The sequence below is a fragment of the Priestia sp. P1_B12_1 genome, assembly GCF_056406695.1.
Map to the genome: position 1 here is coordinate 479,664 of NZ_JBFTZR010000001.1, position 15,432 is coordinate 495,095.

Sequence of the window (15,432 nt, forward strand, 5' to 3'; positions counted from 1 at the left end):
TGCTAGTAGATTTCTTTATTTCTGCTTTCCTACAACAATCCGCCATTTTTCTTTTTTAGTTTTGCCTTCAAGTGAAACGATACGACTTCTGCCGTGACCACGAAGCGACAAAACATCACCTTCATGACATTCAAAAGAAGGGTGTTCAATGACTTTAAAATTTACTTTTACCGCTCCATTTGCAATAAACGGCTGGACTTTTTGTCTTGATAAATTGTGAATGGTCGACAGCAAAACATCAAGCCTCATTGAAGAAACTGTATAAACGTGTTCAATCAGCTCTTCTTTTACGACATGCAGCTGCTCTCTTTGAATAGAAGAAAGTGAAACTTTGGCTTTTCCAATTGATGTTAAATTCATCTCAATATAAGAAGAAATTTCCTCTGCAGCTACAAGCTGAATATCGTCTCCCGCGACCAAAATATCGCCAAATTTTGAACGGCGCAGTCCTAAGGACATCGCCGAACCAAGAACTTGAGGATGTTCAATCGTCACAAACTTTTTAGGATAATTGAGCTCATACATATGCAACTGAAAATCTTCGCTTTGAGGTACATAGTAATCCGGATATAGCAGCGCACGCTTGCGTTCAGCAAACGGTTGTCCACCATCAAATGAAACTTGAACCTCTCCTTCAGTTCCGACAATAGCCGTCACAATCTGCTGCTCTCTTGGATCTAAAAAGTCCGTTAATTTTGGGCTGTATTGATGTAGGACATCTTCTTTCCACTGAAGAACCTGGTCAATAAATCCATGTTCTTCTTGCCTAAAATGTTCATAAATAGACATATTATTACTCCTACTATTGGTATGTAAAAAAGGAATCCAGCGATTCCTTTTTTAAATAAAACCCACCACATTATTAAGTGAATACACGCCTCTTTCAGCAAATCGCAATAAAAAGATTGCGACAAGAGGTGAAATATCAATCATGCCAATAGGTGGAATGATTTTACGAAAAGGCTCTAAGTAAGGCTCACAAATACTGCCAAGCAGCTGACCAAACTTAGACGCCCTTACATCGGGTACCCAAGACATCAAAATGTAAATAATCAGTGCCCATGAGTAAAGCCCAATTAATTTTCCAAGAATCCCAAAAACGATGTCCAAAAACTACCACCTCTTTACGTTTGTTGTATCGTGTTCTCCCATCATATCTGAAATGCTTCCGCTTACGTCTACATTATCAGGTGTACATAAAAAGATGTCGGTTCCAATTTTTTGAATGTCCCCGCCTAAAGCATAAACTGTACCACTTAAAAAGTCGACAATTCTCACTGCTTGATCTCGTTGAATGCGCTGTAAATTAACAACTACGACTTTACGATTTTTTAAATGATCCGTAATTTCTTGTGCTTCGGCATAGACGCGAGGTTCGCAAAGCATCATTTTTGATGATTTTTGAACGCTTTGCAAGCTAATCACATTTTGCTGCTGATTCGGCTGCTGACTAGCTTTCGCTGCTGGTCTCGACTGCTGTACAGGCTCTTCTACCGACTCTTCTTGTTCGTAATGTTCTTCTACATATTCAGTATCGTCATCAAGAGCAAAAAAACTTCTAAAGCGATTTTTCATACTCATCTTGAATTACACCTCCTTAACGTTCATTCCCAACTAACGTGGTTCCTAGTCGAATGAATGTTGCTCCTTCTTCAATTGCAATTGCATAATCGTTTGACATTCCCATTGATAGCTCTGTACACGGTGCATATGGTAAGTTTAGTTCTTGTATACGACTCTGCAATTTTTTTAGACCTTGAAAACAGCTGCGAAGCGTAGACTCGTCATCTGTTTGAGGAGCCATTGTCATCAATCCGACCACTTGGATATTTGCAAATTCTTCAAGAGATTGAATAAATGGAATTACGTCTTCTACAGCAAGGCCATGCTTGGATTGTTCTTCGGCAATATTAACTTGTACAAAACATTTTATACGATGTCCTGCGCGTTTATCAATTTCTTTTGCTAAAGATAATCGGTCTAGTGAATGAATATAGTCAACTTTATCAATCACATTTTTTACTTTTCTTGTTTGTAAGCTTCCGATAAAATGCCAGGTCGCTTTCTCACCGATTGATTCATACTTTTCTAGAAGACCTTCATCCCTGTTTTCTCCGAGATGTAAAATGCCTGCATCCACTGCTTCTGCTGCTCGTTTTGTGGAAACGTATTTTGTTACAGCAATCAGCTCTACATCTTTTTGATTTCGATTAACTTTTTTACACGCTTCAGCAATTGTTTGTTGAACTGCTTCTAGATTTTCACTTACGCTAGCTGTCACTATGTAATTACTCCTCCTTAAAGCCTATGAAGTTAAACATGCGTCCTGTTTTCCCTTGATCGCGGCGATGTGAAAAGAACAGGTCATCTTCACAGCTTGTACAATACGACGATGTTAAAATTCGTTCCGGCAATACGCCTGCGTTTTGAATCAGCAGCTTATTGACTTTTTTTAAATTAAGCGCGTATTGTCCAGGGCTTACTTCTTGATATCCATTTTGGCCAACTGCTTCGTTTACTTGTGTAATGACGCGGTTATCGACAACATAACAGCAATCTTCAATCGAAGGGCCAATCGCCACGTAAATATCTTCAATCGGGACATTTTCTTGCTCTACCCAACGTCGAATCATATTTCCTGCAATATCTTTCACTGTTCCCTTCCAACCGGCATGAGCTAGACCAACTAAATGGTGATCAGGCGCATAGAAGTACAGGGGAACACAATCTGCATAACATAAAGCTAACAAAATATCAGATTCATTTGTATAAATGCCATCCGCTGCTTTTATGCCCTCTTCGTACTTGTAGATTCCTTTTGTACAGTCGGCTTTTGTTACTTTTTGAACAGTTGCTTCATGTACTTGTTCAGCACATACAAAGCTTTCAAAAGACATGTCTAGTTCGGCTGCTAAAATTTTTCTATTTGTAATAACATCTTCTACGTTATCGTTTACGTGAAGCCCTAGGTTAAAAGAAGCAAATGGAGGTTTACTCACACCACCATTTTTTGTGGTGAAACCAGCAACAAGCATATCATTCTTTTCTACCCAAGGGCTCAGCCACATAAACGAGTCGTGATGACTTTTTTTTAATGGCTCAGGATTCATGTATGTGACACATCCCTTGTTTCATTTGTTCTCACATATTGTACCACAGATTGCTAGGTGCTGTTGACAAAAAACTAATTCTCTTCAGGCTGAAATGCGTCTTTATAACGTACTAAAATGACATCAGAACCAATTTTCACAATATTTTTCCACGGAATCACAATTTCATCATCTTTTCCAAAGAAGCCTAATACACGAGAGCCTCCGATAATGACGGCCTGTATTTTTCCCGTTGTTAAGTCAATATCAATATCCCCTACATTTCCAAGTTTTTTGCCATCAGCTACATTCACTACATCTTTCAGCTGAAATTCTGAAATCTTTAACATGCTCTCTCTCCTCCTATAGCCAACTTTATTCCTTAGCCTATATATATTTTCAAATTTTCATTTCATGAAGGAAAAGCTTATTTTTTCTCTGTCATTCTCTTTCTATAGGGATTTTGTTTACTAATTACACAGCTTTTCATCAAGAGACATTCTCAACAAGTAGCTAGAAGTCCTCACAGCAATAGGAAACAGGATATGAATATCTTTTGGTCATGTATTCATTGATACATACAAAATAAGCACCGCGTCTGTTTTTATAGACACGATGCTTATTAAGTTGAACATCAAATAAAGTGAATGGTATTAATTATATGAACACGAGCAGCTGCCAGTTTAGATAGCTTTTGTTAACTTTGAATATTTTTATTCATCTGTTTAATAGCAGCTTTTTCTAAACGAGAAACCTGCGCTTGAGAAATACCAATTTCTTCAGCCACTTCCATCTGTGTTTTACCTTGAAAGAAGCGCTTTCGTAAAATTAGTTTTTCTCGCTCGTTCAATCTTCTCATACCTTCTTGCAAAGCAATTTCTTCAATCCAAGTTGAATCACGGTTGCGTTCATCGCTTAGCTGATCCATGACATAGATTGGGTCTCCACCATCATTGTAAATAGGTTCAAATAGAGAAACCGGATCTTGGATAGCATCTAAAGCAAACACAATTTCTTCATGCGGCACTTCTAGGACTTTTGAAATTTCCTCAGCTGTAGGTTCCTTGGATGTTTCACTCATAAGCCTTTCACGAACTTGAAGAGCTTTATAAGCAATATCACGAAGGGAACGAGAAACACGGATTGGATTATTGTCACGTAAATAGCGGCGAATTTCCCCTATAATCATTGGGACAGCATATGTAGAAAACTTCACGTTTTGACTTAAATCAAAATTGTCAATGGATTTCATTAATCCAATACACCCAACCTGAAATAAGTCATCAACAAATTCTCCACGATTGTTAAAACGTTGAATCACGCTGAGTACGAGACGTAAATTTCCGCTTACTAGCTTTTCTCTTGCTGTTCCATCTCCAGCCTGCATTTGTTTAAACAACTTTCGCATTTCTTCATTTTTTAATACGGGAAGTTTCGAAGTATCTACTCCACAAATTTCTACTTTATTTCTTGTCAACTCTTTCCCTCCTAACAGGAGATGATGTTCTGAATTCAGTATCTCCTCCGAAGGAAAAAATATGCACTTTTACAATTCTGACAATTCCACGCTAAAAAAGCTGATTGTATAAGATGCTTCTCAGCCCTTATACAATCAGCTTTTTTACTTAAACCATTTTATTAAATTCTTTTCGCAGCCGTTTAATAATTCGTTTTTCAAGCCTTGAAATATAAGACTGAGAAATGCCTAGCATATCAGCTACATCTTTTTGCGTTTTTTCTTCTCCGCCGGCTAGCCCAAAGCGCAGCTCCATAATTTGCTTTTCACGATCATTTAATTGGTGCAGTGCTTTCAACAAAAGTTTTCGATCTACATTGGCTTCCAGGTCTTTTGTGATGATATCTTCTTCGGTTCCCATCACGTCAGATAATAGCAGTTCGTTTCCATCCCAATCAATATTTAACGGCTCATCAAATGAAACTTCAGATCGAATTTTATTGTTGCGGCGCAAATACATTAAAATTTCATTTTCAATACAGCGGGAGGCGTACGTCGCTAGCTTAATTTTCTTTTCAGGATTAAATGTGTTTACTGCTTTAATTAAACCGATGGTGCCGATGCTAATTAAATCCTCAATATTGATTCCCGTATTTTCAAACTTGCGGGCAATATAAACAACTAGTCGCAAATTACGCTCAATCAACAGTGAACGTGCTGCTTCATCTCCTGATGGGAGTTTTTTCAGGAGTACTTCTTCTTCATCTTTTGTTAAAGGCGGTGGAAGAGCTTCACTTCCTCCTATATAATACACTTCATCTGTTTTCAGCTTAAGTTTAATTAATAATTTGTACCACCATAATTGAAATCGAATTCGATATGTAGCCATTCTGTATCCTCCTTTATTTGTTCACACCTTTTACGATGCGGAACTTACTTCTCCAATAACAATGAGCTTCGGATGAACAATACATTCATATTGCTTCTCCACTGAAAGCGTTGTATGACTAATACCTACTAATACTTTAGTGACTTCAATCGTATTGGACTGATGCACCAGCCTTACCATATCTGGCTTTAGAGCAAGAAGCAGCTGATTGGCTTGGCCCACGCTTCGATAAGGGACAAAGCGGACTTTTGAATACCACTCTTGATCAATATCTTCGCTGTGTGAAAAGGATTGGACATTTTTGCTTAATTCCATTAAGCCTTCAGGCAATATTTCTTTTAAAGAATCTGCTGTAACAATCATAACCGGGGTTTTCGTCAGCGGATCTACAAGCTGGTTTCCACTATCAATAAGTCCTTTCATCGACAGCGTCTGTTCGTTTAAAATAACTTCTACATCTACCAGCTGATCAAATGTAATGTTTTTCATTCGCAAATCATCAACTCGTGCTTTTGAAAAATAAGATAATAGCGGAAAACCGATAAGAACAAATATCCAGCTAATAGGATCACCAAACTGTGGAGATTTTGTATCAACCATTTGATTAAGAACAAGAAACTGATCTTGAAATAAAAAGTGAACGCCCATTAATCCTCCACCAACAACAAAGGTTGCAAAATAAAACGTTAATAAATTCTCAAAGAAAAAGCGCAGTCGTTTATAACCAAACGTCATCAATACCATAAAAAAAGAGAATAAAATTTTAATGGCAGGGTGAACCATAAGATGAGAAAAAGGCGTAAACATAAGAAGGACAATTAATGAACCGATAAAGCCGCCAAGCAAAAGCCGCCACCACTTGTAATTCCGTTTAAGTACAACTGCACATAACATTAGTAAAATCGTATCTAACCCAAAATTCAGCATCCATATTAAATCTAAATAGATTGGCAATGTTTATAACCTCTCCATTCTTTCTGAATTTTTCTGTTAAAAATTAGTATATAGTACATCCTATTAGAAAGTCTGTCAGTTCATGCCGAGAAACAAGCAGTATTTTTGAGGAAATCATTCGATATTTGTCACACCACTTTTAGAAAGAAAACATAAACCCTTTAAAGGCATCATATTGACCATGTCGAATGTTTTTTATATTCTTTTTGAGTTTTCTAGATTCATTGCATAAAAAAAGACCTCTGTATAAAACAGAGGTCTTGGTTTTTTATTTTCTTAGCGTCTACGATTACGGTTTCGTAAGAATGTTGGAATATCTAGCGCATCTTCAGACTGTGGCTGAGATGGACGCGTATATTCTTGCTGTACAGGTTCTTCACGCTTTACTTCACGCTTCGGCTGTGGAGCCGGCTGCTGTGTCGATTGCTGCATGCGATTCGCCGATAACGAAGGACGACCTGGTTTTGGCTGTGATAAATCTTGGTCACTAAAGCCAGTTGCAATAACTGTAACAACAATCTCGTCTTTTAGGTTTTCGTTAATAACAGATCCAAAGATCATGTTCACTTCTTGGTCAGAAGCCGAAGCAACGATATCTGCAGCTTCTTGTACTTCGTAAAGACTTAGGTTTGTACCGCCTGTGATGTTCATTAATACACCTTGAGCTCCATCGATAGATGTTTCAAGAAGTGGACTTGAAATAGCTTTTTTAGCCGCTTCAGCAGCGCGGTTTTCACCAGTTGCAATACCGATACCCATAAGCGCAGATCCTTTGTTAGACATAATTGTTTTCACGTCAGCGAAGTCTAAGTTAATTAATCCAGGAACTGCGATTAAATCTGAAATACCTTGCACACCCTGTCGCAATACGTTATCCGCTTCACGGAACGCTTCTAGCATTGGCGTGTTTTTGTCAACGATTTCCAATAAGCGATCATTTGGGATAACAATCAGCGTATCCACTGCTTCTTTCATTGACGCAATGCCGCCTGCTGCTTGAGTAGAACGCTTACGACCTTCAAACGTAAACGGACGAGTAACAACACCTACCGTTAGTGCTCCTAGCTCACGAGCAATTTGGGCAATGACTGGAGCTGCACCAGTTCCAGTTCCTCCACCCATACCAGCCGTTACGAAAACCATGTCTGCACCTTTTAGGGCTTCTTGGATTTGTTCCTTACTTTCTTCAGCTGCTTTTTTACCAACTTCTGGATTAGCACCTGCACCTAATCCTCTTGTTAATTTAGCGCCGATTTGCATTTTTGTTTCAGCTTTTGATAAATTTAATGCTTGTGCATCTGTATTAACTGCAATAAATTCTACACCTTGGACGCCATGTTCAATCATTCGGTTAACCGCGTTGTTACCGCCGCCTCCGACACCGATTACTTTAATCGTCGCTAATTGGTCTACACTTGTATCAAACTCCAACATGATAGTTCCTCCTAATTCTTCGAAATTACCAATCCGTAACGTTAATCAAAGAAGTATCCAAAAAACTTCTTCATTAAATTTTGGTCATTTTTCTTTTTCGGCTGCTCAGCTGATTGTTGCGGCTGCTGTGGTTTCGGGCTAGGTTTGATCATTTCTTGCTCAATCGGCTCTTCTTCCACAACTGGCGCTCCAATTTCCCGGCCTTGTATTTTAGCATTTTTGTATGCAAATTTTATTAATCCTACGCCTGTTGTATAATGCGGCTCACGTACTCCAATATAATCAGGCACTGCTATGCGCACGTTATTCTTTAAAATCACTTGAGCTAGCTCAAGGATACCAGGCATCGCTACTACTCCGCCTGTTAAAACAAATCCTCCTGGAATATCTTTGTATCCTAGGCGATTTACCTCCTGCGTAATCATATCTAAAATCTCTTCTAGTCTAGCTTCAATAATATCAGAGATTTCGAGCTGATTAAACTGCTGATGCTGATCGCTTCCAATGATCGGTACACTAAATACTTCTTCTTCAGAAGCATGATCGTAGAAAGCATGTCCATGCTTTATCTTAATATTTTCCGCATCTTCAGTCGATGTGCGAAGGCCAATCGATAAATCCTTGGTAATGTGCTCTCCGCCAACAGCTAGTACATTTGTTACTTTCAAATGTCCTTGGTCAAAGATCGCAACCGTTGTTGAACCTCCACCGATATCTACCAGTGCGACACCTAAGTTTTTTTCATCACGAGATAATGCAATTGAACCAGCGGCTAGAGGCTGTAAACAAATATCACTGATTTCTAAACCAGCTCTTTCTACACAGCGTAATAAGTTATGTAAAACCGTTCTAGATCCCGTTATGATTGTGCCTTCCATTTCTAAACGTACCCCAATCATACCTCTAGGATCATTAATACCTTCTAAGCCATCTACAATAAATTGCTTTGGAATAACATCAATGATTTCACGATCTGGCGGGATAGACATGACTTGAGCAGCATCAATTACTCGATGAATATCTTCGTTTGTAATTTCACGATTCTCGCTTGACACGGCTACTACTCCGTGACAATCCTGTAAAAATACATGATTTCCGCTTATGCCCACTACAACCTTTTTAATTGTAATGCCTACCATTCGTTCAGCTTGTTCTACTGCTTTTCTAATAGATTGAACTGTTGCATCTATATCAACGATAGAACCTTTTTTTAGTCCGTGTGATTTAACATTCCCTACACCAATGATATTCAATGAATCGTTACTCATCTCTCCGATGATTACTTTCACACTGGATGTACCGATGTCTAAACTAACGTATATTTCATTGCTGTTCATTCTTTGGCACCTCCTTTTTCTTTCTGCACATGTCATCTTAATAAATTAAGAAGAACAACAATATTAATTTTTTATTATATGAAAATATTCAACAAATACATCTGTTTCCCTTTTGTAAAATCAATTTTTTTCAAGTTTTTCACAGACTTTATCTCTTTCAAAGAACAAAACGTTCTGGTTTTGACTTTTTTTTAGATTTAAGCCTAAAATCCACTGAAAAAAGCTATTTAACTACAAGTCTACACTAAGATGTACACTGAGAAAAGCGAAACTTACCTAGAACAAATATTACATTTCCATTTCACAGCAACGGAGAAGAAAATCATATGTATGCAGAATACTTGCATGTGATTATACAATGTACGAGGGCTAGTTTGCCAGTCTCAACTCATCTATTTCCTTTAATTAACACTTATAAAAAATAATTACTGCTTGCTCTTTTTATAAGGTTTAAATGCATATCCTTCTTCTAAATCAATAATACCTTTTTGATCATCACTCAATTTACTTGCAATAGCTGGGTAATGAACAATTTTATCAGAGAAGTTGCTAATTTTCCCGCTTACTTCACGCGTATCATTCATAAACACCTCGATGTGAAGAGGTTCTGATTTTGTAGGCGCGTAGTAAATCTCAGAAATAGCCCCTTTTATGCTCTTAGGCGTTTTAGCTAATTCTTGAACCATGCTTTGTATAGCGTCTCCGTCTTTCCAGTCAATTAGCAGCGGAGCGTCGGATGACACTTTCTTAGCACTTACTTCTTTTAGAACTTTTCCATTTTCATTCACAGGGAAATATTTATTCCCCGAGGTTACATATGCAATTCTTGCGTACTCTTTTACGTCGATTACGACCTTATTAGGAAATGTTTTGTGAATGACAGCTTCCTTTACCTCAGGGTTTTTTTCGACTTTTTCTTGAATTTGATCAGCATCAGCTTTCCAGTAGCTGGTTTTTTTGGACAGACCACTCGCTTTGACAATATCCTTATCACTTACATGTTTATTCCCTTGTACTTCAATGTTAGAAACATTACTCAGAGAAGATTGAGAATATACAATAAATAAAATAAGGATGAAAAAGAGTGATAAATACAAAATCAGCCGTCTATTTGCTTTTTGCTTTCGCTGTTCTTGCAGCTTCGGTACCCGATCTTCTAAAACAATTAACTTACCTTTTTCCATTTTTTTCACCCTTATCCATTTGAGAAAATAAACGAGGAATTACCATCTATTTATTTCCAATCTTTGCTTCATGAGAATATCCCCATTATAGCATAGAATAAACACATAAAAGCTACCTTTTCACGCATAACCATACAGCGACAGGCTGAGTAATTAGCGGCCGATAATCTCAACTTCTGTATGAATATCAATATCGAATTTCTCTTTAATTGTTTTCTTAACATGAGCAATTAAATTCAGCACGTCTGAAGCCGTTGCATCTCCTGTGTTGACAATGAAGTTCGCATGCTGTTCACTAATTTGCGCCCCGCCTACTGAAAAACCTTTTAAGTTGGACTTTTCAATTAAGTCTCCTGCATAATTTGGAAGCGGATTTCTAAAAATACTGCCTGCACAAGGGAAATTCCAAGGCTGTGTTTCGCGGCGATAGTCTTTATTTTTCTGCATGACCGCCACAATATCATCTTTCGTTCCCTTTTTCAAACGCAGCACGGCTTCTACACATACTCCGGGACGGTCTTTTTGTAGAATTGAATGACGATACGAAAATTGAAGTTCTTCATTTGTCAGCCACTCAAGAGTGCCATCTTCAAATAAAATCAGCGCTTTTTCGACTACATGAGACATATCAGAACCATGGGCACCTGCATTCATATAAACAGCTCCTCCCACAGATCCAGGAATTCCACTTGAAAACTCCAGCCCAGACAGGCCTTGTTTTGTAATAACCGTTGCAAGCTTGATGCTAGGGTATCCCCCACCTACAGTAACCGTCTCTCCATCTACTGTTAAATCATCTAATCCGGCTCCGAGCTTAATGACCACACCTTCAATTCCCTTATCAGAAACAAGAAGATTAGATCCTCGACCAATCGCTCTCCATTTCACGCCGTGTTTTTTAATAATATCCATTGTAACTTTTAAGTGATCAACAGAATCAGGTTCTACAAGCACATCTGCTGGACCACCAATTTTCATTGTTGTATGTTTTGCTAGCGGTTCATTTTCACGAACCTTTCCAATATTCGCTTCGACTAACTCTTTTACTAACGCTTCCATAAGAACCTCCTAAAACCCTCTTTGCTGTTATAAAACTTTCATGTCAATGCGCCCTTACTTCTAATGCATAAGAATAATAAGAACAGATTCATAACTAAGCAGCAGCACCTTGTAAGATACGTTTTTTCTACGAAGGCACTCTATTCTGTTGTCAATTTCATCATTTTTATTTATCGTATGACATTCACCCATAGAATGTACGTTCATCTGCTATATAAAGTAATTTTAATTGTTTTTTTATCGTTTTTCATTTAGAAGTTAAACACATGCTGACAGTCATAAAAAAACGCTACGCTCATAAGTGCACATACGTTCACCTACTCACTAAGATAAAACATTTAACCTTACACATCATACCATAGTTGGACTCAAAATTGGTTATCACAACATTACATTTTAAAAACATTTCATACAAAAATATCATCTACCTGTAAAAAATCGAAAATAAACCGCCAACAAAATCCGGCGTGCACTTGGATTTAAGATGACGGTTTACTTCAGTAGACCATTGCCTACTTGACATTATACAATTTTTTTGAATTAATAGCGAGAATATCTACTAACATTTAACAAAACTCCAACTGCTGCCAGCATGAGCGTCAGCGATGATCCGCCGTAACTTAAAAATGGAAGCGTAATTCCCGTAACAGGCATAAGACCTGTTACCACGCCTATATTAATCATGACTTGAATCGCCACCATTGAAATAATTCCTAAGGCTAAAAACGTTCCGTAAAGATCAGGTGCTCCGAGCGCTACTTTAATTCCTCTCCAAAGCAATAAGCTAAACAAAAGAAGAACAAGTGTTCCGCCGATGAAACCGAGCTCTTCTGCCAGAATAGCAAAAATAAAATCAGTTTGAGGCTCCGGCAGATAAAAGAACTTTTGTCTACTTTGCCCTAACCCTAATCCAAGCAATCCCCCCGGCCCAATTGCATAAAGAGATTGAATGATTTGAAACCCGCTTCCAAGCGGATCTTCCCAAGGATTTAAAAATGAGGTGATGCGTTTAATCCGATAAGGAGCCGATAAAACAAGCCCTACAAAACCGGCAACGCCAAGCAAACCAAGACCTGCAAAGTGACTTACTTTTGCTCCTGAAACAAAAATCATGACTAAACAAGTTCCAACAAGCACCGTTCCCGTTCCTAAATCCGGCTGCATCATAATAATGCCAAACGGTAAGAAAACCAGTAATAACGCCGGTAACATTCCTTTTCTAAAGGATGTAATTTTCTTCTGGTTTTCTGATAAATATTTCGCTAAAAATATAATCATAGCAAACTTCATAAATTCTGAAGGCTGAATCGAAAACGCTCCAACTCCTATCCAACTTTGCGACCCATTCCGTACTAGCCCTACTCCCGGAATTAATACAAGTACCAGCATAACAAAGCAAATGATTACAATTGGCTTTGCCCACGTACGCCACATCCAATAATCAATATTCATGATGACAAACATCGCGCATACTCCAAGCCCTGCAAATAAGAGCTGGCGTTTAGCAAAGAAAAAAGAATCATTAAACTTGTATGTAGCCCATACCGCACTTGCGCTGTATACCATGATAAGGCCGATGGTTAGCAAGGAAAGCGTAACGATTATGAGAAAAAAATCTGGGGTAGACCTTTTTGTCGACACTGTCACACACCTCTAAAAATAGATTAGGGCTAGTGTATTTTCTAGGTGTTTAGACAAGCCCTTATTTCAGTTTATGCACAGATTCAATAAAGATGTCACCACGTTCTTCAAAAGTTTTAAATTGATCCCAGCTTGCACAAGCAGGAGATAATAAAATAACATCTTCTTCATCTGAACAAGCATATGCTTCTGAAACTGCTTGTTTAACATTATCGACACGTTTTACAATTTGTATTCCCGCTTCTTTTGCTACGCGTTCAATTTTAGGAGCCGTTTCACCAAATGTAATCACAGCTTTCACATTTTTAAACTCTTCTTTTAAATCATCAAACTCATTGCCGCGATCGAGTCCACCTGCAAGTAGAATCGTCGGCTGCGAAAAAGCGGAAAGAGCTACTTTTGTAGCAAGCATATTCGTAGCTTTAGAGTCATTATAAAACTTACGTTTGTTGATTGTCGTGACATATTGAACGCGGTGTTTAACACCAGCAAACGTTGTGAGCACGCGGTAGATAGCTTCATTTGAACAGCCGTACAGCTTCACAACGGATACAGCTGCTAAAATGTTTTCTTGATTATGTTTGCCTGGCAGCACCACATCTTTTAAGGACATCACTTCTTCATCTTTAAAGAAAATCGTTTCGTTTTTAATATACGCTCCTTCTGTCGTTTGAGCTGTAACAGAAAAAGGTACTTTTGTCGCTTTAACGTCTGCACTAGCTTTCATCACTAGCTCATCATCCGCATTAATAACGGCAAAGTCTTCACTTGTTTGATTGTTAAAGAGATTTGCTTTCGCTTTGATATATTCCTCTTTTGTGCCATGATAGTCTAAGTGAGCATCAAACAAATTCAATAATAAAGAGATTTTCGGACGGAATTTTTCAATTCCCATCAGCTGAAAAGAAGAAAGCTCCGTTACAATTACATTGTCCTTTGTTGCTTTTTGTGCCACTTCACAAGCTACTGTTCCAATATTTCCAGCAATCAACGGCTGCTTTTGATCTTCTTCTAACATTTTATAAATTAGCGTTGTTGTTGTTGTCTTTCCATTGCTTCCGGTAATTCCGATAAAAGGCGCTTCGCTAATTTCATAAGCCAATTCTACCTCTGTTAAAATCGGAATATTTCGCTTTAATGCTTCTTGCAATAGAACATTTGAATACGGAATCCCAGGGTTTTTTACAATAACATCCGCTTTGTCTAAAAGCTCAAGCGGATGATGTCCACAGACAACTTCAATGCCCGTTTTTTCTAATTCCTGTGCTGCTACGTTCTCTTCGTACGGTTTTTGATCATTAACGACTACTTTAGCACCAAGCTGTTTAACTAGCTGAGCGGCTGCTAAACCGCTCTTGGCTAATCCTAAAATAAGTACTTGTTTACCTTGATACGTATTGACTGATTTCATTTAAATCCACACCTCGATATAAATTCCAAGCATTGCAAATAATAGTCCTACAGCCCAAAAAGTCATAACTACGCGCCATTCCGACCAGCCGCTTAGCTCGTAATGGTGATGAAGCGGGCTCATTTTAAACACACGTTTTCCTGTTGTTTTGAAAGATGCGACTTGAATAATAACAGATAGTGTTTCAATAACAAACACACCACCGATAATAACAAGCAAGAATTCCATTTTCATTAAGACAGCCACCGTAGCGATAGCTCCTCCTAGCGCTAAAGAACCCGTATCTCCCATAAATACTTTTGCAGGATGGGCATTAAACACTAAAAATCCTAACACAGCTCCTACTACAGCAACTGAGAAAATAGATAGTTCAAACTGCTCTGCATTCCAGGCAAGAACTGCAAATGCACCAAAAGCAATCGCACTTGTACCAGATACAAGTCCGTCTAATCCATCCGTTAAGTTAACCGCATTTGAAAAACCAACAAGCCAGATGATAAGGAAAACAACATAAAACCAACCTAAATCGATTGGGTCTTTAATTCCTGGAATCGTCACTTCAGTTGAGAACTCAAACTGTCTTGCAATAAAGTAAAAAATAATTGAAATGACAACCTGACCTAAAAACTTTTGTTTAGATGTTAATCCAAGGTTACGCTTTAACACTACTTTTATAAAATCATCTAAAAATCCTAATAAACCAAATCCGATTGTGACAAATAATAATAGAAACGTCTTATATGTAAGTTCTGCATACTGATTGACCATAATAAGAGTTGCCACAATAATAGATAATAAAATCATGATACCGCCCATTGTAGGTGTACCTGATTTTTTCTGGTGAGATTTCGGGCCTTCATCACGAATACTTTGACCAAACTTTAATCTTCTTAAGAAGGGAATAAAAATCGGCGACAATACAACTGTAATCAAAAAGGCTATGCCGATTGTCAATAAAATTGATTGTTCTAGCACGAT

The 15,432-nt window shown here is 38.0% G+C and carries 16 protein-coding genes; all 16 read right to left on the reverse strand.

Features of this window, described 5'->3' with window-relative positions:
• Window positions 1-15: 15 nt before the first annotated feature.
• On the reverse strand, window positions 16-789 hold the full coding sequence (locus tag AC1D0Y_RS02470; RefSeq protein WP_028410771.1) for a YlmH family RNA-binding protein: 774 nt from the start codon (window positions 787-789) through the stop codon (window positions 16-18).
• 51 nt (window positions 790-840) lie between these two features.
• Window positions 841-1,110 (reverse strand): YggT family protein, encoded by a 270-nt coding sequence (locus tag AC1D0Y_RS02475; RefSeq protein ID WP_013058947.1) that lies wholly within the window; start codon window positions 1,108-1,110, stop codon window positions 841-843.
• Between the two features lie 3 nt (window positions 1,111-1,113).
• Window positions 1,114-1,581 (reverse strand): cell division protein SepF, encoded by a 468-nt coding sequence (locus AC1D0Y_RS02480; RefSeq protein ID WP_028410770.1) that lies wholly within the window; start codon window positions 1,579-1,581, stop codon window positions 1,114-1,116.
• A 16-nt stretch (window positions 1,582-1,597) separates the two neighbouring features.
• On the reverse strand, window positions 1,598-2,281 hold the full coding sequence (locus AC1D0Y_RS02485; RefSeq protein WP_477707324.1) for a YggS family pyridoxal phosphate-dependent enzyme: 684 nt from the start codon (window positions 2,279-2,281) through the stop codon (window positions 1,598-1,600).
• 7 nt (window positions 2,282-2,288) lie between these two features.
• A complete protein-coding gene (pgeF, locus tag AC1D0Y_RS02490) occupies window positions 2,289-3,110 on the reverse strand; it encodes a peptidoglycan editing factor PgeF (RefSeq protein ID WP_098331893.1) in 822 nt (273 codons plus the stop codon).
• 74 nt (window positions 3,111-3,184) lie between these two features.
• The gene (locus AC1D0Y_RS02495) at window positions 3,185-3,439 is read right to left on the reverse strand and encodes a YlmC/YmxH family sporulation protein (protein ID WP_013058951.1); all 255 of its coding nucleotides are present in this window, start codon (window positions 3,437-3,439) and stop codon (window positions 3,185-3,187) included.
• Between the two features lie 347 nt (window positions 3,440-3,786).
• Entirely contained in the window at window positions 3,787-4,566 is a 780-nt protein-coding gene (gene sigG, locus AC1D0Y_RS02500; protein WP_013058952.1) for an RNA polymerase sporulation sigma factor SigG, read from the reverse strand.
• A gap of 148 nt (window positions 4,567-4,714) precedes the next feature.
• Window positions 4,715-5,434: an RNA polymerase sporulation sigma factor SigE gene (sigE, locus tag AC1D0Y_RS02505; protein ID WP_013058953.1), complete on the reverse strand. Its 720-nt coding sequence runs from the start codon at window positions 5,432-5,434 to the stop codon at window positions 4,715-4,717.
• Between the two features lie 30 nt (window positions 5,435-5,464).
• Window positions 5,465-6,388: a sigma-E processing peptidase SpoIIGA gene (gene spoIIGA, locus AC1D0Y_RS02510; protein ID WP_013084851.1), complete on the reverse strand. Its 924-nt coding sequence runs from the start codon at window positions 6,386-6,388 to the stop codon at window positions 5,465-5,467.
• Window positions 6,389-6,664: 276 nt separating this feature from the next.
• A complete protein-coding gene (gene ftsZ / locus AC1D0Y_RS02515; RefSeq protein ID WP_013058955.1) occupies window positions 6,665-7,822 on the reverse strand; it encodes a cell division protein FtsZ in 1,158 nt (385 codons plus the stop codon).
• A gap of 41 nt (window positions 7,823-7,863) precedes the next feature.
• A complete protein-coding gene (gene ftsA, locus AC1D0Y_RS02520; protein ID WP_013058956.1) occupies window positions 7,864-9,159 on the reverse strand; it encodes a cell division protein FtsA in 1,296 nt (431 codons plus the stop codon).
• Between the two features lie 425 nt (window positions 9,160-9,584).
• On the reverse strand, window positions 9,585-10,343 hold the full coding sequence (locus AC1D0Y_RS02525) for a cell division protein FtsQ/DivIB (protein WP_016765445.1): 759 nt from the start codon (window positions 10,341-10,343) through the stop codon (window positions 9,585-9,587).
• 153 nt (window positions 10,344-10,496) lie between these two features.
• Window positions 10,497-11,402 carry a UDP-N-acetylmuramate dehydrogenase gene (murB, locus tag AC1D0Y_RS02530; RefSeq protein ID WP_013058958.1) on the reverse strand — a complete coding sequence of 302 codons (906 nt, stop codon included), beginning with the start codon at window positions 11,400-11,402 and terminating at the stop codon, window positions 10,497-10,499.
• Between the two features lie 540 nt (window positions 11,403-11,942).
• A complete protein-coding gene (spoVE, locus tag AC1D0Y_RS02535) occupies window positions 11,943-13,043 on the reverse strand; it encodes a stage V sporulation protein E (protein WP_013058959.1) in 1,101 nt (366 codons plus the stop codon).
• A 61-nt stretch (window positions 13,044-13,104) separates the two neighbouring features.
• Window positions 13,105-14,454: a UDP-N-acetylmuramoyl-L-alanine--D-glutamate ligase gene (gene murD / locus AC1D0Y_RS02540; RefSeq protein WP_013058960.1), complete on the reverse strand. Its 1,350-nt coding sequence runs from the start codon at window positions 14,452-14,454 to the stop codon at window positions 13,105-13,107.
• Window positions 14,455-15,429 carry a phospho-N-acetylmuramoyl-pentapeptide-transferase gene (gene mraY / locus AC1D0Y_RS02545; protein ID WP_430044384.1) on the reverse strand — a complete coding sequence of 325 codons (975 nt, stop codon included), beginning with the start codon at window positions 15,427-15,429 and terminating at the stop codon, window positions 14,455-14,457. It lies immediately after the preceding gene.
• Window positions 15,430-15,432: the final 3 nt, after the last annotated feature.